Source organism: Streptomyces sp. V4I23, assembly GCF_030817975.1.
Lineage (GTDB): Bacteria > Actinomycetota > Actinomycetes > Streptomycetales > Streptomycetaceae > Streptomyces.
The window spans coordinates 77,824-99,159 of record NZ_JAUSZW010000003.1; the positions used below are offsets into that span (position 1 = coordinate 77,824).

Annotated in this window: 10 protein-coding genes (1 of these 10 only partly in view); 1 reads left to right on the top strand and 9 read right to left on the bottom strand. The window is 66.8% G+C overall.

Translation table 11 applies throughout. From position 1 onward, the window contains the following. The 9 genes from QFZ82_RS01905 to eccD form a co-directional block, all read right to left on the bottom strand. Positions 1-8,289, bottom strand: partial view of a helix-turn-helix domain-containing protein gene (locus QFZ82_RS01905; RefSeq protein WP_307711441.1) — the 5' portion only. Its footprint begins 19,464 nt before the window's first position; the window shows 8,289 of its 27,753 coding nt (coding positions 1-8,289); it begins with the start codon at positions 8,287-8,289; the stop codon falls past the left edge of the window. Positions 8,290-8,293: 4 nt separating this feature from the next. Further along, on the bottom strand, positions 8,294-8,647 hold the full coding sequence (locus QFZ82_RS01910) for a hypothetical protein (protein ID WP_307711270.1): 354 nt from the start codon (positions 8,645-8,647) through the stop codon (positions 8,294-8,296). Then, a complete protein-coding gene (locus QFZ82_RS01915; protein WP_307711442.1) occupies positions 8,640-9,113 on the bottom strand; it encodes a YbaB/EbfC family nucleoid-associated protein in 474 nt (157 codons plus the stop codon). The genes QFZ82_RS01910 and QFZ82_RS01915 overlap by 8 nt, the downstream gene beginning before the upstream one ends. Positions 9,114-9,137: 24 nt before the next feature. Then, positions 9,138-12,518, bottom strand: coding sequence for an AAWKG family protein (locus QFZ82_RS01920; protein WP_307711443.1), 3,381 nt, complete (start codon positions 12,516-12,518; stop codon positions 9,138-9,140). Between the two features lie 31 nt (positions 12,519-12,549). Beyond that, a complete protein-coding gene (locus QFZ82_RS01925; RefSeq protein ID WP_307711365.1) occupies positions 12,550-13,035 on the bottom strand; it encodes a type VII secretion system-associated protein in 486 nt (161 codons plus the stop codon). 82 nt (positions 13,036-13,117) lie between these two features. Further along, positions 13,118-13,468, bottom strand: coding sequence for a WXG100 family type VII secretion target (locus tag QFZ82_RS01930; protein WP_307711364.1), 351 nt, complete (start codon positions 13,466-13,468; stop codon positions 13,118-13,120). An 87-nt stretch (positions 13,469-13,555) separates the two neighbouring features. After that, positions 13,556-13,906, bottom strand: a complete 351-nt coding sequence (locus QFZ82_RS01935; protein WP_307711363.1) for a hypothetical protein — start codon at positions 13,904-13,906, stop codon at positions 13,556-13,558. A 309-nt stretch (positions 13,907-14,215) separates the two neighbouring features. Further along, entirely contained in the window at positions 14,216-15,688 is a 1,473-nt protein-coding gene (gene eccB / locus QFZ82_RS01940) for a type VII secretion protein EccB (protein ID WP_307711444.1), read from the bottom strand. Between the two features lie 21 nt (positions 15,689-15,709). Continuing rightward, the gene (gene eccD / locus QFZ82_RS01945) at positions 15,710-17,107 is read right to left on the bottom strand and encodes a type VII secretion integral membrane protein EccD (protein WP_307711445.1); all 1,398 of its coding nucleotides are present in this window, start codon (positions 17,105-17,107) and stop codon (positions 15,710-15,712) included. A 228-nt stretch (positions 17,108-17,335) separates the two neighbouring features. On the opposite strand from eccD, the gene eccCa reads away from it, so the two are divergent. After that, positions 17,336-21,331, top strand: coding sequence for a type VII secretion protein EccCa (eccCa, locus tag QFZ82_RS01950; protein ID WP_307711446.1), 3,996 nt, complete (start codon positions 17,336-17,338; stop codon positions 21,329-21,331). Positions 21,332-21,336: the final 5 nt, after the last annotated feature.

The following is a 21,336-nucleotide window of genomic DNA, read 5'->3' on the forward strand; positions in this document are numbered from 1 at the left end:
GAAGGCACCCGTCCCACCGGCACGTCCACCGCTCGGAGTATCCCCGGCCGCCTGTGGTCCGGCGTTCCCGCCCGCGGGAGCCGGCGCCTGCCTAGTGTCGTCCGGCCCGGCCGCAGCCTCCCCGCCACGGGGCAGCTGCGGCACAGGGGGAGCGGTGTCGAAGGCGTGCAGCAGCCACGCATACGCCCGGCCCACGCGGCCGGCCGGAGTAGCTCCACTGTTCTCCCAGCGCTCAACGCTGGCTATCGACACCGAGAGGTAATCGGCCATCTCCTGCAGGGTCCAGCCCGCCTGCTCCCGCAGGCCCGCACGTTGGGCCGCGGAGGGCAGCGGCGGCACAGCGGGAGCGGTGTCGAAGCCGTGCAGCAGCCACGCATACGCCCGGCCCACGCGGCCGACGGCCGGAGTAGCTCCACTGTTCTCCCAGCCCTCAACGCTGACTCTCGTCACTGAGAGGTGAGCGGCCATCTCCTGCCGGGTCCAGCCCGCCTTCTCCCGCAGGCCCGCACGTTGGGCCGCGGAGGGCAGCTGCGGCACAGCGGGAGCGGTGTCGAAGCCGTGCAGCAGCCACGCATACTCCCGGCCCACGCGGCCGGCCGGGGTACCTCGACCGCTCTCCCAACGCTCAACGCTGACTTTCGCCACTGAGAGGTAATCGGCCATCTCCTGCCGGGTCCAGCCCGCCTTCTCCCGCAGGTTCACACGTTGGGCCGCGATGGGCAGCGGCGGCACAGCGGGAGCGTTCGCGAAGGCGTGCAGCAGCCGCGCATACGCCTCGGCGACCGCGGTGCCGGGCTCGGAGCCGCCCTCGATCTCCCACCGCCTCACCGCCTCCTTCATCACGCCGAGGAACGCGGCCACCTCTTCCCGTGTCCAGCCCACGCGCCATCGCAGGTCGCTGCGTGCGGCCCTGCTGGAGGGCAGCTCCGGTGCCTGCTGGCCGGCTGCAGGCTGCAACCCCACAGCGGGAGCGGTGTCGAAGCCCTGCAGCAGCCACGCATACGCCTCGGCGACCGCGGTGCCGGGCTCGGAGCCGCCCTCGATCTCCCACTGCCCCACCTCGTCCGCCGTCACGCCGAGGAACGTGGCCACCTGTTCCTGTGTCCAGCCCACGCGCCGTCGCAGGTGGCTGCGTGCGGCCCTGCTGGAGGGCAGCTCCGGTGCCCACCACTCAGCACCCGCCGCCTGGCCACCCGACACGACAGAAACCGCGGAGCCCTCGCCGGCCGGAACCTCCGGCATCTCCACATCACTGCCAGTCCCGTCACCCGACGCCCCGACCACACCCGCCGCATCCGACATCTCCACATCACTGTCATCAGTGGCGTCACTGGCAGCATCGTCCTGGGTGTCATCACTGGCAGGATGGGCAGGATTGTGCGGTGACGACGGGGCCGCAGCCAGGCCCGCTGAACCACCGGGAACCACAAGCTCTGGGAAGGCACCCGTCCCACCGGCACGTCCACCGCTCGGAGTATCCCCGGCCGCCCCCAAGCCCGCGTTGCCCTGTTCCTTGTGGCCCACCGGCACGCCGCGCGATACCGACTCCTCCTCCTGCTCCTCCTCCAGGAAGCCCGCCGACTCCGCCGGGTCCTTCCCCCGCGTCAAGAGGGCCGGGTCCACATAGCGCCCAGGATCTGCCGGGTCCTCCCGGCCCGGCGTGCCGACCGGGCCCGTCAAGACCGCAAACTCCTCCTCGTCCTCGTCCTCGTCGGCGAGGCCGGTGTCGCTCCACGGGATTCCCGGAGACGAGGGCTCGAAGTGCGGTGTTTCACCGACTTGGCCCTCCCGCTCCTGCGGACGGACGACCTGCTCCTGCGGACGGACGCCCAGTGCCCTAGTCAGCCAGTGCGGGTCGTTCTCACCAAAGTCGTACACCGCGGAGCCCTCGCCGGCCGGAACCTCCGGCATCTCCACATCACTGTCAGTCCCGTCACCCGACGCCCCGACCAGACCCGCGGCATCCGACATCTCCACATCACTGTCATCACTGTCATCAGTGGCGCTGGCAGCATCGTCCTGGGTGTCATCACTGGCAGGATGGGCAGGATTGTGCTGAGTGTGCGGTGACGACGGGGCCGCAGCCAGGCCCGCTGAACCACCGGGAACCACAAGCTCTGGGAAGGCACCCGTCCCACCGGCACGTCCACCGCTCGGAGTATCCCCGGCCGCCCCCAAGCCCGCGTTGCCCTGTTCCTTGTGGCCCACCGGCACGCCGCGCGATACCGACTCCTCCTCCTGCTCCTCCTCCAGGAAGCCCGCCGACTCCGCCGGGTCCTTCCCCCGCGTCAAGAGGGCCGGGTCCACATAGCGCCCAGGATCTGCCGGGTCCTCCCGGCCCGGCGTGCCGACCGGGCCCGTCAAGACCGCAAACTCCTCCTCGTCCTCGTCCCCGTCGGCGAGGCCGGTATCGCTCCACGGGATTCCCGGAGACGAGGGCTCGAAGTGCCGTGCATCACCGACTTGGCCCTCCCGCTCCTGCGGACGGACGACCTGCTCCTGCGGACGGACGCCCAGTGCCCTAGTCAGCCAGTGCGAGTCGTTCTCACCAAAGTCGTACACCGCGGAGCCCTCGCCGGCCGGAACCTCCGGCATCTCCACATCACTGTCAGTCCCGTCACCCGACGCCCCGACCACACCCGCGGCATCCGACATCTCCACATCACTGTCATCACTGTCATCAGTGGCGCTGGCAGCATCGTCCTGGGTGTCATCACTGGCAGGATGGGCAGGATTGTGCTGAGTGTGCGGTGACGACGGGGCCGCAGCCGGGCCCGCTGAGCCACCGGGAACCACAAGCTCTGGGAAGGCACCCGTCCCACCGGCACGTCCACCGCTCGGAGTATCCCCGGCCGCCTGTGGTCCGGCGTTCCCGCCCGCGGGAGCCGGCGCCTGCCTAGTGTCGTCCGGCCCGGCCGCAGCCTCCCCGCCGCGGGGCAGCTGCGGCACAGCGGTAGCGTTCGCGAAGGCGTGCAGCAGCCGCGCATACGCCCGGCCCACGCGGCCGGTCGGGGTATATCGACCGTTCTCCCAGTTCCCAACCGTCGTGTCCGCCACCGAGAGGTGAGCGGCGACCGCCTGCCGGGTCCAGCCCGCCTGCTCCCGCAGGCCCGCACGTTGGGCCGCGGAGGGCAGCTGCGGCACAGCGGGAGCGGTGTCGAAGCCGTGCAGCAGCCACGCATACTCCCGGCCCACGCGGCCGGCCGGAGTAGCTCGACCGCTCTCCCAGTTCAGAACGCTGACTTGCGTCCGCACTGAGAGGTGAGCGGCCATCTCCTGCCGGGTCCAGCCCGCCTTCTTCCGCAGGTTCACACGTTCGGTCGGGGTGGGCAGCGGCGGCACAGCGGGAGCGTTCGCGAAGGCGTGCAGCAGCCGCGCATACGCCTCGGCGACCGCGGTGCCGGGCTCGGAGCCGCCCTCGCTCTCCCACTTCCTCACCGCGTCCGTCGTCACGCGGAGGAACGCGGCCACCTCTTCCTGTGTCCAGCCCACGCGCTGTCGCAGGTGGCTGCGTGCGGCCCTGCTGGAGGGCAGCTCCGGTGCCTGCTGGCCGGCTGCAGGCTGCAACCCCACAGCGGGAGCGGTGTCGAAGCCCTGCAGCAGCCATGCATACGCCTCGGCGACCGCGGTGCCGGGCTCGGAGCCGCCCTCGATCTCCCACTGCCCCACCTCGTCCGCCGTCACGCCGAGGAACGTGGCCACCTTTTCCTGTGTCCAGCCCACGCGCTGTCGCAGGTGGCTGCGTGCGGCCCTGCTGGAGGGCGGCTCCGGTGCCCACCACTCAGCACCCGCCGCCTGGCCACCCGACACGACAGAAACCGCGGAGCCCTCGCCGGCCGGAACCGGAACCACAAGCTCTGGGAAGGCACCCGTCCCACCGGCACGTCCACCGCTCGGAGTATCCCCGGCCGCCTGTGGTCCGGCGTTCCCGCCCGCGGGAGCCGGCGCCTGCCTAGTGTCGTCCGGCCCGGCCGCAGCCTCCCCGCCACGGGGCAGCTGCGGCGCAGCGGGAGCGTTCGCGAAGGCGTGCAGCAGCCGCGCATACTCCCGGCGCGCGCGGCCGACGGCCGGGGTAGCTCGACCGTTCTCCCAGTTCCCAACCGTCTTGTCCGCCACTGAGAGGTGAGCGGCGACCGCCTGCAGGGTCCAGCCCGCCTTCTCCCGCAGGCCCGCACGTTCGGCCGCGGAGGGCAGCTGCGGCACAGCGGGAGCGTTCGCGAAGGCGTGCAGCAGCCACGCATACTCCCGGCCCGCGCGGCCGGCCGGAGTAGCTCGACCGCTCTCCCAGTTCAGAACGCTGAGTCTCGTCACTGAGAGGTGAGCGGCCATCTCCGGCGGGGTCCAGCCCGCCTTCTCCCGCAGGCCCGCACGTTCGGCCGCGGCGGGCAGCGGCGGCACAGCGGGAGCGTTCGCGAAGGCGTGCAGCAGCCGCGCATACGCCTCGGCGACCGCGGTGCCGGGCTCGGAGCTGCCCTCGCTCTCCCACTTCCTCACCTGGCCCGTCGTCACGCGGAGGAACGTGGCCACCTCTTCCTGTGTCCAGCCCACGCGCTGTCGCAGGTGGCTGCGTGCGGCCCTGCTGGAGGGCAGCTCCGGTGCCTGCTGGCCGGCTGCAGGCTGCAACCCCACAGCGGGAGCGGTGTCGAAGCCCTGCAGCAGCCATGCATACGCCTCGGCGACCGCGGTGCCGGGCTCGGAGCCGCCCTCGATCTCCCACTGCCCCACCTCGTCCGCCGTCACGCCGAGGAACGTGGCCACCTGTTCCTGTGTCCAGCCCACGCGCCGTCGCAGGTGGCTGCGTGCGGCCCTGCTGGAGGGCAGCTCCGGTGCCCACCACTCAGCACCCGCCGCCTGGCCACCCGACACGACAGAAACCGCGGAGCCCTCGCCGGCCGGAACCTCCGGCATCTCCACATCACTGCCAGTCCCGTCACCCGACGCCCCGACCACACCCGCGGCATCCTCACCCGGTGCGTTCCAGTCTGGTGACTCCGGCTGTTCTCCCGTGCCCACGGGGACATTCGACGGCGGCGAGGCACTGGCGGTTTTGGCGTCGGTGGGGGTGCCGATGGGCGTTTTCCGGGGCCGGAATTTTCGCCATTCGGTCGCCCTGCCGAACTTGTCGTGGTCCAGGGTGATGCGGACGTCCCCGCCTGCCTTCGGCTTGTGGAAGGCGATTTTCCCGGTAGGCGCGTTGATGTCGAAACCCGAGACGTCTGCGACGATCTGCGCGTCGGCGACAACCTGTTCCGCATCCGCGTTCGTGACTCGATCGGCTCCCGCCGTACAGGAGAAGAGGGTGATCTCCTTGAAGTCCGAGAAGTTGTTCTTAAGGTCACGCAGCAGCTCGCCGAGCTCCTGGGGACTCATGATCACTTCGCGTGTGTTCACGGGAGTCCCACTCGTTCCCTGATCCGCCTCGTCATCGCTGACGACGACCCTGAAGCCCTTCTCATCGTGGTGCAGGCCGAGGAAGAACGAGTCCTTGAAGTTCTCGGGCAGGTCCTTCCAAGTGCCGGCCCACTCACCCTGGCTGTCGCGGAACGCCTGGACGAAGTGCGTCTGCTCCGACAGCTTTTCGTAGTTCCCTTGACGCCTCGACAGGTCTGTGGCGTTGAAGGACACCGCTCCTATGCGTTTGCCCCTCGAGTCGTTGACGGCGCTGACGAGCAGCCGAGGACGGGCCCACGCGCTGTTCGACGGCTTCGTGTACTTCTTCGGGCCTTGCGCCGGTTTCGCGGGTGGGACGATGAACGTGCCGGCTGGCTGGATGGCCGAGGAACCAGTTTTCGTACCGCTGCCGTGCGCTGATGCGGTCTGCGGGGTGGATTGGGCAGGGTCTGCGCTCGAGGTGGAGACCGTCGCTACGACCGGAGTCTTGCTGGTCGTGGGTGTCGCACCGGGTGTCGTACCGGGTGTCGTACCGGCGGTGGGAGTCTTACTGGCTGTGGGTGTCGTGCTCGCGGCAGAAGCCGGGGTGGCCGTGTTGGTGGAAGCGGGGTTGGCCGGGGCTGTCTTGGCCGGGGCGGCGTTGTCAGCGTGGGTTGGTGTCGGAGCCTGGCCGAGCGGAGCGCTCGTGGTGGGCGCGGGTGGTGTCGGGCCGGCTGGAGCGCCTGTCCCGGTGTGGGCCGGCGATCCGGGTGTGGCCACGGCGGCTTGCCCGCTGTGGGGTGCGGTGCCGGCGGGCTGAGGACGGGTTGTCGTGCCCCCGTCGGTGACGGCCGGTGCAGGCGATACCGCGCTGTCCGCTGTGGGGCGGTGGGGACTGGTACCCGAGTCCGTGGTGTTTTCCGTGCGTTCCGGGCTGTCTGATACAGGGCTGAGGGGATCGGGGCGAGCCGGGCCGGCAAGGTCCGGCTGATCCTGGCCGGGCCGCAACCCAGGCTGGTCGGGGGTAAGTCTGGGCTGGTCGGGCTGGATGGTGGATGCGGCATCCGCGGCGGCCGAGTCAGCCGGCGGAGCCCACTGGCTCTGGGCGGAACTGCCCAGGCCCGGTGTACTCGATGCCGGCGTGCCCAAGGTGTTCGGGTCGTTGCTTCCCACGGGGAGGTCGGCATCCGGCAGTTTGCCCGGTATGCCGCTGTCGCCGATGGCCGGCACGGTGGCGGACGCGTCGGTGAAGCCACCGGCCACTCTCGGCGGCGGGAAGTCGGCGGACTCGAAGTCGGTGACAGACGAGGCGCCACTGAGGTCGCTGACATCGCTGAACACCGACGGCACGTCACTGGCGTCTGTCAGGGCGCTGACGTCACTGACATCGCTGAAGATCGACGCCGTGTCACTGTCCGGGTCGGTGAGGTCGCTGACATCGCTGAACACCGACGGCACGTCACTGGCGTCTGTCAGGGCGCTGACGTCACTGACATCGCTGAAGATCGACGCCGTGTCACTGTCCGGGTCGGTGAGGTCGCTGACATCGCTGAACACCGACGGCACGTCACTGGCGTCTGTCAGGGCGCTGACGTCACTGACATCGCTGAAGATCGACGCCGTGTCACTGTCCGGGTCGGTGATGATGTCGGGTACGTCCAGCGGATCCACGACGCTCGGGGCGACGCTCTGATCCGCGCCAGGGCCACTGGAGCCGGTGAAGGCCGGCTTCGTTCCAGAGCCGTTGGCTCCGGCTCCGGCTCCGGCTCCGGCTCCGGCTCCGGCTCCGGCTCCGGCCACCAACGGGTTGGGGTGCCCAAGAGTGTGGGGCACACCGGGCGTGACATCGGTTGTGACCTCGTCGGCCGTGTGCGAGGTGCTGGACGTCACCTGCGGGCGGCTCTCCGATCCTGCGCTGCCCGCCCCTTGCCCGTCAGGGTTCGTAACGGAGTTCAAGTCCGTCTTGTTCTTCAAGAAGTCCATCTTGTTCTTGAAGATGTCGTTGATCGCCTTGCCGGTCGCAACCCCTACGCCCGCCGTGGCGTGATGCATGACCCCGCTCACGCCGGCACTCAGCATCGTGTCCGGGTCGACACTGAACTTGCCGGTGAACATCAAGTCGAAGACAGTCTTCGCGCTTGTCTCGGCGAATGCCTCGTTGACGAAGGAATCGGGAAGCTCGACCGCTTCCTTGACCCATTTAGGCTGGTCCTTGACGAGGTCCTTCGTGACCTTATTGGTGATCGACTTGAGTCCGGCGCCCGCGATGCCTCCCATCGCCTCAAGGAGCGCGGACTTACCGATGTCCGTCCAGTCGAAGTCCGTACGCCGCCGGTCAGCATTATCCGGACCCACCATTGACGTGAGTTGCGCCAGGAAGCTGGTGAAGGCCCCCTGCAGGCCCTCCATCGCTCCGGCGATCGGGATAGGCAGCTCACGGCTTATCCGTCGCGCGATGAGTATCATGGCGAGAGCCGTACGATATTTCGCAAGGAGGATTTCGGACAGCGAGAAGCCGCCGGTCAGCGCGGCCCTGATGCTGATCAGCGCGATCTCCAGCATCATATAGCTGAATTCGATGATCAATTCAGCCTTGCCCTCGGCCATCTTCATCGAGCGTTGCACCTGGACCCAGGCGCGTTCGTCGAGCTGCTCGGCGAACTCGCTCAGATGGTTCTTGCCGTTGTCGTCGATGAACACCCGCACCGCACTGCTGAACTGTTCGCCGATGCTCTCCGGTAGCGAATACGCGATCTCAGACAGTCCACGGCTCAGGAAGGACGAGAGACTGCGGAGTTGATCCGCCGACATCTCAAAAGGGAACCGGCTTCTATAGCCCTCGTCCTCGTTTCCGCTGAAGTATTTACCGCCTACATAGACCTCCATGAACTCGGCGAGAGCCGGGGGGACGTTGATCATAGTGCTATCGCTTCGTTCCCGCGTCAGGGTCGGCGGAGCCGGCGCCGCCCATCCAGTCGAGGGCGTCCGTCTGGGGCTTCTGGACGGCGGCGGCCTGATCGACGACCGCTCGGTACAGCGCGTCGAGCCCGTCCGAGATCTTCTGCATAATGCCGAGGGACGTGTCTCGCTCCTCCACCCAGGCAGGGCCCACCACGTCGGCGAACGGGTCGTCCACGCCTTCCTCACCCCACCATCCGTAAACGCCGTTCATATCCTTCTCGAATTCAGGGCCAAGCGTGCTGTGCAATCTCGCGGCGTCGCCAAGGTTCTCAGAGCTGGCGAGGATCTTGTTCACGTCCGCAGAGTAGTCAGCCACGGCCGTTGCCCTCCTCTTCGTCATCGATCTCGTCGCGGAGCCGGCTCATGGGCGTCGGTGCATGATCGTCAGCGGCCATTTCCTGCTTGAGCGGACCGAGGAGCTTCTCCCAGTCCAGCTCGCGCCCTTCCTGGGCGGCTCCACCAGCGATTGTTCGGGCCACCGGATCCATCTTCTCGACCATGTGGCGCGCCATATCCGCTCGCGCCTGGGAGGCCGCTTGAATCACCGCTGCGGAGAGCTGCGAAGCCGCCATGGTCTTGTACTTCCCGTCGAGGAAATCGACGCTCACCAAATCACCCTTCGAACCCACGGTCACCTGCACCGACCGGTCCACCGAACGTGCCGTGGCCGAGGCTTGCCGCAGCTCGGCCTCCAACTCCGCCACCACCTTCTCGGCGACCTTGAAATCGGCCATCGCCTTGGCCACCCGGTCGTCCATCGACTGACTCATCGCGTCCTTCACCAACTTCCCTGCACTCAGCCGACATCAGCGGCCCAGGGCCTGCGGCAGACCGCCATCGTCCGTGCCCCAGACGTCCTCGTCCTCCGCGACCCAGGAGGTCCGCTCCCGGTCCCCCTTGCTCTCCGTATCCTGACCACCCGGCATACCCCCTCCCCCCATCGGACCCATGAACGGCATGGAGCCACTCGACTGGGTCCCCCGCGGCACGACCTGGTGCTCCTCGTCCTCGACGGCCGACGACACCGGCCGTCGACCACGGCTGACGGCAGGTTCGATGACGGTACGCGTCCTCTCTCCGGAGGAGCCGCCGCCGCCGTCGCCGCCTGTCCCTCGCATCATCGGCGGATACATCCCCGGGGCCCCCCCGGCACCGGAGGGGCTGCCCGCCCCTCCGTACGCGGGGTCGCCCGCGCTTCCCCGGCCGAGCGCATCCGCGAGGTCGTCCTGGTTGTAGAGGTTGTCGCTGAACTGGGCGGCGAACTGGCTGGCCGCGCCCGTCGGCGTAAGGTCCGGCTCGGGAAGATCGGCCATGCGCTGGCGGATGAGCTCTTCGATGCTCTTGTCGCCGGCGCCGAAGCGGTCCTGATCGGCCTGGATGTCGCCGATGCTTCGATCGTACGTGGCCTTCGCGTCCCGGCGCGCCTGCTCCGCCTGCTCACGCGCCGATTCGCGCTCATGCACAGCGTCCGACCGCTGCTGATCGAAGTGGTCCTTGGCTTCGGCCTCCCGCCGATCGGCCTCGTCGATGGCTTCGCGCTCGACGGCGTCGATTTCGGCCATCCGCCGGTCGAAGTCCCGTCGTGCCTCCGCCTCACTCGTGCGACCGTCGGCCAAATCCCGGTCCAACTGCTGCCTGGCTTCGGCGCGGTCCTGGTCGGCCTGCTGCTGGGCCCGCTCGCGCTGTTCTTGTGCCTCGGCCTTATCGCGCTCGAATTCCCGCTTGGCCTCGGCCTCTTGCTGATCGGCCTTCTGTTCGGCGGCGTCGCGATCGGCTCGGGCCTCGGCGTTGGCGCGGTCCATCTCCGCCTTCGCTTCAGCCCTGGCCTGCTGGGAGTCCTGCCTGGCCTGGTCGCGGTCCTGCTCGTTCTGGGCCCGGGCCTCATCCTGGGCCTTCTGCGCCTCAGCGCGATCCTGGTCGTTCTGCGCCTTGGCCTCGGCCCTTTCCTTCTCCGCCTCGGCCTTGGCCGCCGCCTGCTCCTTCTTGGCGGCCTCCTTCTCCTCTTCCTGCTCCCGCTTGACCTCGGCGCGGTCCTGCTCGTTCTGAGCCCGGGCCTCATCCTGGGCCTTCTGCGCCTCAGCGCGATCCTGGTCGTTCTGCGCCTTGGCCTCGGCCCTTTCCTTCTCCGCCTCGGCCTTGGCCGCCGCCTGCTCCTTCTTGGCGGCCTCCTTCTCCTCTTCCTGCTCCCGCTTGGCCTCGGCCCTTTCCTTCTCCGCCTCGGCCTTGGCCGCCGCCTGCTCCTTCTTGGCGGCCTCCTTCTCCTCTTCCTGCTCCCGCTTGGCCTCGGCGCGGTCCTGCTCGTTCTGAGCCCGGGCCTCATCCTGGGCCTTCTTGTCCTCCGCCCGTTGCCGCGCGGCCTGCTTGACGGCCGCTGCCTGTGCTGCCACGGCGCTGCTCTTGGCCTCGGCGCGGTCCTGCTCGTTCTGCGAGCGCGCTTCGTCCTGAGCCGCCTTCGCCTCGGCCCGGTCCTTGTCGTTCTGCGCTCGGGCTTCCGCGCGGTCCTGGTCGGCCTGCTGCTTGGCCGCCGCGTGCTCCTTCTTCGCCTCGGCCTTCTCTGCCTGCTGCTCCTTCTTCGCCTCGGCCTTCTCCTTCTCCGCCTCGGCCTTGGCCGCCGCGTGCTCCTTCTTCGCCTCGGCCTTCTCTGCCTGCTGCTCCTTCTTCGCCTCGGCCTTCTCCTTCTCCGCCTCGGCCTTGGCCGCCGCGTGCTCCTTCTTCGCCTCGGCCTTCTCTGCCTGCTGCTCCTTCTTCGCCTCGGCCTTCTCCTTCTCCGCCTCGGCCTTGGCCGCCGCGTGCTCCTTCTTCGCCTCAGCCTTCTCCTTGGCCGCCTCGGCCTTGGCCGCCGCGTGCTCTTTCTTCGCCTCAGCCTTCTCTTTCTTCGCCTCCTCCTTCTCCTTCTTCGCCTCCTCCTTGGCCAGCAAGTCGGCAAGCGAACCCTTGGAAACGTCATGCACCTTGTTCCCGAACGGCTTCTGTGCCGCACTCAGAGCTTCGGTGATAGCGACGATGGAATCCGCGGCCGGGATGCTGAGCCAGTCGTCAACCGACTGGTTCCAGGCGCGAACGGCCTCCTCGCCGATCGCCTGCCATGTCTCCACCTCGTTGGGCGGACCATAGTCCTTTCCGTAGATGGTGACGGTGTTCTTAAAATCAGACTTCGCAAAGACGTGTACGTCTATTCCGTTCGGTTCAAAGTCAATCTTCTCGTACTGGTTTTCGAACATGTTGAGCTGAGCGTCCATCAACATGTCCCACAAAAAGCGGTGGGGCGAGCTCATCGGCTTCCACATATTCCAGGCGTCAGAGAGGTTAACTGCCTCACGCTGAATGATGAACTGAGCGTTCATCAGTGCGCGCCCAGGTGCGGAACCGATCGTCTCACCATCCGCAGAGGCTACGGGGACGAAGCCCTCATTATTTCCCACCTGTGCGGCGTAACCTTCATAGTTCTTGGCCATCTTGTGCACCAATTGCTTGAAAAGGCTCGCACTGGTGCCGGCCCAGGACATGCTGCCATTACCGATGTCCTTGGCTTCCCATTCTTCCAGCGTCTTGGCGCTGTCCTGGAAGAACTTCACGACGCGGTCGAGGGACTTGGCGACCTCGGTGAATGTCAGGAGGTCCACATAGGAGTCGTCGGGGATCGAAATCCCACGACTCTCGAATCCCTGGGTGCTATGGGGGTATAGAACAATCTTGTCCAGTGCAGCCTTCGAACCGTGCACGTACTGCATCAGCGGCAAGGCGTCCCAACTGATCTTCTCGCCGTCGCCCTTGTTCCACATGCCATCCTCTTTGAGGACCTTACTGGTCTTCTCACCGCCGCGGACTGCGACGTTACCGGAGGGCGGAGTGTCTCCGGCCGCGCGCCCGATGAACGTGATGTGCGCCTTGTAGTGGCCCAGGTTGCTGCCCTCTGAGGGGTCATCCTTCCCGCTGTCTCCAAGGCGGTAGTAGGGGAGGACGAAGTCCGTCTTGTCTCTGAGCCATCCACCTGATTGGACGAATCCCGGCATGTGCTGAGAGCCGCCGACCTTGTCCAGCCTGACGTGCATCAGGGGGATACCCTCGTTCCCCTTGAGAGTGTCGAACAACGTCTTGCGCTGCGGCAGAATGTAGCCGGTGAGCAGCTCGACTATTCTCTTCCAGTTGTCGTCGTTGTTCTTCGCGGCGTCACGCGCTTCGGCCATGGCGCAGCTCCCAGCCTCTTCATCGGGCGTCTTATTCTGTGCTCGTACTGTTCGAAGACGTGCGGGTACCACTGTCAGAGCCGAGCGAGTTCTCCACGTCCTCGAAAGCATCGAGGAAGAACTCGGTCGAGATCTTGTCCAGGCTCTTGGCCTGGCTGTCCCGCATCTTTCGGATGGTCTCCCAGAGGGCGTCTTCCACGTCTTCGAACATCACATCATGGTCGGTGAGTATCTTGCTGATAGCCGCCGCCATCTCCTGGATGGCCTTGTTCAGCTCGCCGCCCCCGACACCGTTGTCCTTGTCGCCGTTGCCGGCCATGAGACCGATCGCCAGCGGCTTGCTGGAGAGCAGCGTGGACGGCGTGACATCCCCGTCGGCGATAAAGCTGATCGCACGCCCACTGGGATCATCCTTGAGAATTTTCCCCAGTACGGCGCGGAAGTCCTGGATGTTGTCCCGGATGAATGCCTTCATCCACTCACTGTCGAGAACTGTTGTATTGCCTTGGTCGGACATGGCACCTGCTCAGTGAAATGAGTTATATCAGCGCCGTCGCCCCCCGCCCGGCACAGCGTAGGACGACGGCATCAGGTCTTGTTCAGTGGCTTCCGATTCTGATGTCACCCCACCTCTGCGACAGGCTGCTCTCGTTGAACTTGTAGTTCCCGGAGATTTCGGTGAGGAGTGCGGAGTGGCTGGCCAGGAGTATTTTGATGTTCTCGACCGCCTGGTCCCACTTCCCCTGAACTTCGGTGTAGACATCTCGGTCGTCACCGATCCACGTATTCTTGAGTTCGGTGAGTTCCATTTCCAGGTTGGCCAGGATGCTCATAATGGCCTGGGACTGGGAGACCATGTCTTCCGCGGCGTTGTCAGCATGGTTGTAGTCGACGTAGATGTAGCCGTCGCTGAAATCCATAGTGTCCTCGATCTCTTCAGCGAGTGTCATGAGGTCGCCCGGACGCTACCCGTGGGCGGGGTGCGGCTGGGCAATTCGAACTGTCATGCGGTGGGCGCGTCCCGTGATGTTGTGGGATCAGGAACTGTGGGCGGCTCCCGGGTTGAGCTCGTCGAAGACGCGCGTCGACCTCGTGTGCTCCCGGTCGATGGCTTCATTTGCCGATCCCTGCGCGAGACCGTGCTCTCGGAGCGTGTTGTTGAGCTCGTCCACCATCCTGTCCAGATTCGTCAGGATGATGTCCACCTGTCCGTCCCACTGGTCCAGGAGTTGACCGTATCGGCCACCGTCCGCTCCGCCATATCCGGACGCGAGATTACCCCGGGTCGACTGGACATCCTGCTGACACTTCAGAACACCCGAATATGCCTGCTCCAGCGCCATGATGCCGCTTCGCGTGGCGGCTTCTTCAGATTGCCGCATTGCCATTCGGGACCCCCTCTCTGGTGAATTACCTGCTGTCGCGAAGCCCTTACACAGTTCACTCCGCAACGCTTGATTGACCAAGGTACGACCCGGAGCGAATACCTGACAAGTATTTGTCGGGTGGCCGTTTAACCAACCAGCGCCCGAAAATGCTCGATTGAGCAATCATCAAAAAATGCAGCGCTCAATCGAGCGAAGGCTCGAATCGATAGGGATATAGGAGACATTTCGACGACCGGCCGCTCACACATCGCATCCACACGAAATGCATGTGACACACATCACACATCAAGAAGCTCTCACAGAGGGTGATCATTCGCAACGCAGCGTCACACGCGCCTCACCGAGAGAAGCAGCCTCAGGGCTGAGATCCGGCCCCGTCGGCAGCATCGACAGCAACTGCGCGGGCAGAGTTCGCGTCTTGCCGCCTTCAAGCCCCAGGGCTTCGATGGCTTCCTGCGACAGCAGGCGGTACTTCACCCCTTCGTCCGTCACCAGGAACGTCGTATCACCCATCCCACTGCCACTGGCGCTCACGGCCCTCACGAGAGCTCCCTTGTCCGGTCGCGCGGCTATAGCGTCGACGGCGAGGCATGCCGGCTCGGTCTCAGGCCCGGGCCGCTGCACCAGCGCCGGCAAACTCCCCGAAGGCAGCACCGCCGCGGTGATGCGCGGTTTGCTCCCGAGTGAGTCGACCTCGGCGCACGCGAGGGACCCAGCGTCAACCTCGGTCGCTGCGGGCGGGGACGCGGGAAGCTTGGTGCGAACCTCTGGCGCTCGCGCGTCCGTCGGAGCCACATGGGCGCTCAACGCGTCGGCCCCAAGCGTGGCAACGGTCACCGCGGCCCCGTCGTACGCCTCCTTCCGGGTGAGCGGGTCACCCAGGACGAGCGTCGCGTCCGTCGCCGTGAGGGCGACCAGCCCTTCTGCCGTGAGCAGGTTGTACCGAGGGGCGGATCCCGGTGCCTGGACACGGAAGACCTGACCGATCTTGGTAGGCCGTCCGGCCAGCGTGGGCCCGGACTTGCCGCGGTCCGGGACGGTGGGGGGCGACAGATCGGGCCCCTGCGGGAACGCGTTGAGGAAGGGCGCCGAAACCGGCCGCGGCGTGACGGATCCGTACCCGAGCGACTCGACGGCACGGGCCTCCTTGTCCAGGCGCAGCCGGGTTCCCTGCCACAGCAGATGGACGACGCCGTCAGGCCCGTTGACGAGCAATCCCTCTTTGCTGCTCAGTTGGCGTCGACCCGCCATGCCCTGCGTGTCGACGCCGGTCGCCAGGGCGGTCGACGCGACCGATGTGCCCGTCGACTTCAGCACCGTTGCGGAGCAGACTAGCCACGGCGACACGGCGTCCAGGTCGCCCGGCCCGGGCAGGGCCTCCGGTGCACCGGGGATGCCGACGGGTGTGCCCCGTGGCGTACCGGCGAGGGAGGACGTGACCACGGTCGTGGTGCCGAGCCCATCACGGGCGATCAAGCGAGCGGAAGGATAGTTCCGTACGGGACGCAGCCGTCCGTCGAGGTACAGGTAGCGGGCGCCGGTACTTTTGTCGACGATGAGGTCGCCGGACGTTTTCCAGGAGTCCTGTCCACCGGGCCTGAGGAGCCCGAACACAAAGGCGCCAGCGCAGATGATGACACCTATGATCACTCCGATCCCGGCACCGCGGTTGGTCCGTCCGGAGGGGCTCTCGGGGGAGTCCGGCTCAGTCCTGAGCATGGCGGAAGCTAGCCGGCCCATGACAAAGAGATGGGCTTGGACCTGATCACGTTTGCTGTGCATCGTCGAAGTCCCTTTCGATGATCAGCCGTTGAGGCCCCGTAGCGCGGCATAAGCGCCACAGCACCACAACATGAGTGGCACCATGCTGATCGCGGCCGTGGAGTGCAGTAGCTCGGCGGCGCGTCCCCAATACGGCACCAGCCGGCGCCCGGGAACCGTCCACGAGGCGATCGCGATAACGGTGGTCAGGGCCAGCAGGCCCGCCGTCAGGGTCAGCCGGTGAGTGGGGGCGACGGCGTGGGCGATGACGAAAAGGAGCAGAGCAAGGCCCCATGCCCCCGCGGCCGTGAGCGCGACTCGCTGCCAGACGTTGCCCAATCCTCGGCTGTGCAGCAACAGCAGCATCGAGAGGGCGAAGACCGTGAAGAGCTCCGCGAGCTCGGGGTCCACGGTGAGCGCGGCCATGCACGGGAAGCAGACCAGCCCGATGGCCCCGTAGAACGCCGTCATCCACTCGTCGGCGACGATCGAGCGCTCCCGCACGACATCAGTGGAATAGGGGTCGATGCCCTCTTGAAGCTGCTGAACATTGGTGGGGAGCGGCGGCATGCGCATCCCTGAGAAGCGGAACGACAGAGATGGGACGAACCCGCCGAAGAGCACCACCACCACGGCGATCACACTGGCCGCCTGTTCCGGGGTCTGACCGAAGATCAGGAGCACGGCGCCGATCGCTCCGGTCACGACGACGGCGGCCACGCCGAGGAAGAGCGCGGGGAACATGCCGACCGCGGCCAGCGAGAGAACGGCGCTGCCCGCAGCCGCGGCGGAGGCCGCCAGCAACCGCGCGCCGAGCACGCTGTGATCCCCGGCTCCACCGAGGGCCCCCTCGGGCAGCAGCCAGCCGGCGAGGGCGAAGTAGGGAATGGCCGTGATCCCGAGCAAGGCGCCGGCCCCCGAGTCACCGACTGCCCGGGTCGACGTGCCCGCACCGGCGATGAGCAACAGCCCGGCGCTCGCGGCCGCGAGCGCCCTGACCCACCCCGCGGCGCCAGGCAGCGCGAGAATGATGATGCCGAGCAGCAGTGTCGTCGCGCCCAGGCCGTGCAGCAGTCGCCGACTGGCATCCGGACTCCATCCGTGCGGCTGCCCGTGCATCGTGGTGAAGATGCCGTCGACCAAGTCGTCGAGGTGCACCTCGGGCAACGCGTCGTCGCGAGGCCTGAGATAGAGGGCTTCACCATCGCGCAAGCCGAGAGAGTCCAGGGTACTCTCAGGGTCTAGCGGTGTACCGCCGAGGCGCTGGAGGACCCAACCCCCGTGGTCGAGCCCGGACTCCTCCAAGTTGTCACCTCCATAGCTGATCACTGTGGGCAACAGATCGGCGATGGGGACATCGGCGGGAACGGCCAGGTCAACAACCCTGGCGGGGGCGCGTACGGTGAGGCGGCAGAGGCTGGCCGCTTGAGTTTCCGTCATGGCCTTTTTTCGCTTCCTGTCAGGCCGCGTTCGCGGGGCGGGAATTCTCAAGTACTCCTGTTGCTGGAGTGCGTTGAGATTCTGACGCCCTTACAGGCAATCTCGCAATGGAACGCGTGACACATGTGGGCGGAACTCTCTCCCACAGCTCGGAACGCGCGTGATGGAATTACTCCTGCCCTTTTCGCGGTGGGAACCACTCGGACGTCCTGAGAAGGAGGCCATTCGTTGAGCGTCATCCTGTTTCGCAGACCGGCGCGTCGCCGTGGTCCGGAAATGCCGTCGGGAGAACTGAGCCTTCAGGAACCGCCGACGTTGCCGGAGGTCGTACCCGATAGTTCCGCCATATGGACTTACTTGCCCATGGCGCTGATGTCAGTATCCATGATGATGATGTTCCTCCGGCCCGGCATGAGGGGCGCTAGCGGAGGGTTCATGTATCTCGCCCTCGGCCTGATGCTAGTCGCCTCCGCGGCGATGATTCTGGGTCAGGTGATGCGGCGCAACTCCGAGCGCAAGCAGCGTCTCAAGGGAGAGCGCCGGGACTACCTGCGTTATTTGGGGCAGACTAGGCGCAAGGTACGAGCATCCATCGAGAACCAGCAGCGTGCGCTGGCGTGGCGCCATCCGCATCCCGAAGCACTCTCCACTCTCGTCCGCAGCACCCGGCTGTGGGAACGGCGAGCGGCTGACGACGATTTCGCCGAAGTGCGGGTCGGCATGGGCGACCAGCGCATCGCCATGAAACTGACACCGCTGTCCACCAAGCCGGTCGAGGACTTGGAGCCGCTGTCCGCCCGCGCGCTACGCAGCTTCACCCGGGCCTACTCTGTCGTGCCCGACCAACCCGTCGCCATCTACCTGCGGGCCTGGTCGAAGGTGCTGTTCCGCGGCGACGAAGAGCACATCAGACGCGCTGCCCGCGCCATACTTGCCCAGCTGACCTTCTTCCACGCACCCGAGGACCTGTGGATCGCCCTGTGCGTTTCTGACGAAGTCAGGCCCCAGTGGGAGTGGGTCAAGTGGCTCCCGCACGGCCTCCACCCCCATGAACAGGACGGGGCGGGTCCCGCCCGCATGGTCGCCTCGACCTTCACTGAGCTCGAGAACCTGCTCGGCATGGAATTCCAGGAGCGTCCGGCGGCCGACCCGGCGGCGGTGCCCGAACGGGAGGAGCCCTTCACGATCATCCTGCTGGACGGCTGTACCGTACCCGGAGGACATCGCTTCGACAGCACGGGCTTCCGCAACGCGGTGGTGCTGGACCTCTCTGGGAGCCTCACCTGGAAGCCCGGACGCACCACGCTGCGGCTCGAGGTCGACGACGACGTCATGTCGCTGGTCCGAACCGACAAAGACCGCAAGGAGCAGTCAACGCCACTCGGCAGACCTGACCAGCTGGGCCCGGCCAGCGCCGAGACACTCGCCCGGCTGATGGCTCCCTACCGCATGGGCATGGGCGGCAGTGACCTTTCTGACCCCCTCTCCAACAACCTCGAGCTGACCACCCTGCTGAACATCCCCGACCTCTACCGGCACGACCCGAAGACCCTGTGGGAGCGGCACACCGGCAGCAGCCGCCTGCGGGTGCCCATCGCGGTGTCCGGCGACGGCAAGCCCGTGGAACTGGACATCAAGGAATCCGCGCAGGGCGGCACCGGCCCACACGGCATGCTCATCGGGGCGACCGGCTCCGGCAAGAGCGAGTTGCTGCGCACCCTGGTCCTCGCACTGGCGCTCACCAACTCCTCCGAGACGCTCAACTTCGTTCTGGTCGACTTCAAGGGCGGCGCGACGTTCCTCGGCCTGGACGAACTCCCCCACACCTCCGCCGTCATCACCAATCTCGCGGACGAGGTGCACCTCGTCTCCCGCATGCAGGACGCCCTCCATGGCGAGCTCATCCGGCGGCAGGAGCTGCTGCGCGCCGCCGGCAATTACACCTCGGCGCATGAGTACGAGAAGGCCCGTCAGTCCGGTGTGCCGTTGCGGTCTCTGCCCAGCCTCTTTGTCGTTGTCGACGAATTCAGCGAACTACTGGCCGCCCACCGTGACTTCATGGAGCTCTTCGTCATGATCGGGCGGCTCGGGCGCAGCCTGGGAGTGCACCTCCTGCTCGCTTCGCAACGGCTCGACGAAGGCCGCATGCACCAGCTGGAGAGCCATCTGTCTTACCGGATTGGCCTTCGCACCTTCTCCGCGATTGAGAGCCGGGGTGTGCTCGGTGTATCGGACGCCTACGAGCTGCCCGCACAACCCGGCCTTGGCATCATCAAAAGCGGTGTGGACGCACTGACCCGCTTCCGCGCCGCCTATGTTTCCGGCACCTACCACCAGCGGCGCAGCGCGGCGGTCCAGGCTCAGGTAGCACGTCAGGTGGTGCCCTGGACCTCGGACTGGGTGGTGCCGCGCACCCTGCCGGACACGGAAACCCTCGCTGATGAGGACATCGCCGATCCCCCCGCGGAGGACGAGGAGTCCGGCGACACGCTTCTGTCAGTGGCCCTGGACCGGCTGCGCGGCTCGGGCCCCCCCGCCCACGAGGTCTGGCTTCCACCACTTGATCTGCCGTCCACGCTGGACCAGATCCTGCCGCCGCTGGGACCGGACCCGCAGTTCGGCCTGACCGCGGTCGGCTCACCACTGCGAGGTCGGCTGACCGTACCCGTGGGCATCGTCGACCGGCCCTTCGACCAGCTCCGCGAACTGCTGACGGTCGACTTGTCGGGCGCCGGCGGGCACGTCGCCATCGCAGGCGGGCCGCAGAGCGGCAAGAGCACCCTGGTGCGCACGCTCATCGCCTCGCTGGCCCTCACCCATACCCCTCGCGAAGTCCAGTTCTACTGCCTCGACTTCGGCGGCGGATCCCTGTCCGGACTGACCGGACTCCCCCATATGAGCGGGGTCGCCTCGAGGGTGGACACCGAGCGCGTCGGTCGTACGATCGCGGAAGTCACAACGCTCCTCAGCGCGCGCGAGCGGTTCTTCCTGGAACATGGCATCGACTCGATGCAGACCTATCGAAGACGCCGCGCATCCGGTGAGTTCCCCGACGAACCCCATGGTGACGTCTTCCTCGTCATCGACGGCTGGGCCACCGTGCGCCAGGACTTCGACCGTCACCTGCCGACGTTCAACGCACTCGCCGGGCGCGGGCTCAACTACGGCGTGCACCTCATCGTCACCACCGCGCGTTGGGTCGAACTGTCCGCGTCCATCCGCGACCAAGCCGGCACCCGGCTGGAGCTGCGGATGGGGGACCCGATGGACTCCCACATCGACTCCCGCAAGGCCGGCGCGGTCCCCCGCATCCCAGGCCGCGGTCTGACATCTGACAAACTGCACTACCTCACAGCACTCCCGCGACTCGACGGAGTCGAGGACGCCCACGACCTTGCCGACGGAGTCACCGGCCTCGTCGCCGCGATCAGCGAAAGCTGGGCGGGTCCACCCGCTCCCCCCGTGCGCATGCTGCCAACCCGGCTCACCGTCGAGGAACTGCCCGCTGTCGAGCGGGACGGTGGCCTGCGGATCGCGGTCGGTCTAGAGGAGAACGAACTCTTCCCCGTGTGGCACGACTTCACAGAAAACCCGCACATGATCGCGGTCGGCGACACCGAGTGCGGCAAGACGAACCTTCTGCGTGTGATTGTCAAGGGCATCACCGACCGCTACTCACCAGCCGAGGCCCGCATCATGACGGTGGACTACCGCCGGAATCTGATCTCTGCGGTACCCGAGCCCTACCAACTCGGGCACGCGGTCTCCTTGGACTCGCTGAATGAACTCATTCAGGGCGCAGCCCAGGCCGTTAAGTACCGGGTGCCCGGGCCGGACATAGCACCGGCGCGCATGAGACTCGCCGACTGGTGGGAAGGACCGAGGCTGTTCATCCTGGTCGACGACTACGACATGGTCAGCGGCGGACCGATGACCCAGCCATTCATGCCGCTGCTCGACGTGTTGGCGCTCGGCCACGAGATCGGCCTCCATGTGATCGTGGCACGCGCCGCGGCAGGAGCCGGACGAGGCCTCAACGAGGCCTTGCTCCGCAAGCTCCAGGAAGTCAACACACCAGCCTTGCTGATGTCGTGTCCGCCGAGTGAAGGATACCTGTTCGGCAACCTCAAGGGACGCGAACTCATCCCCGGCCGTGCTGTACGCATCGCCCGGCGCAAGACGACCCAGGTACAGACTCCGCTGCTCGAGGACGGTGACGCGTGACGTCT

What these genes read in the sequence shown, in the direction of transcription:
- QFZ82_RS01930 (WP_307711364.1), bottom strand. Translation starts at nt 13,468, where the DNA reads ATGACACTCGCTGAAGAGATCGAGGACACTATGGATTTCAGCGACGGC.
- QFZ82_RS01935 (WP_307711363.1), bottom strand. Translation starts at nt 13,906, where the DNA reads ATGGCAATGCGGCAATCTGAAGAAGCCGCCACGCGAAGCGGCATCATG.
- eccB (WP_307711444.1), bottom strand. Translation starts at nt 15,688, where the DNA reads ATGCACAGCAAACGTGATCAGGTCCAAGCCCATCTCTTTGTCATGGGC.
- eccD (WP_307711445.1), bottom strand. Translation starts at nt 17,107, where the DNA reads ATGACGGAAACTCAAGCGGCCAGCCTCTGCCGCCTCACCGTACGCGCC.
- QFZ82_RS01925 (WP_307711365.1), bottom strand. Translation starts at nt 13,035, where the DNA reads ATGTCCGACCAAGGCAATACAACAGTTCTCGACAGTGAGTGGATGAAG.
- QFZ82_RS01920 (WP_307711443.1), bottom strand. Translation starts at nt 12,518, where the DNA reads ATGGCCGAAGCGCGTGACGCCGCGAAGAACAACGACGACAACTGGAAG.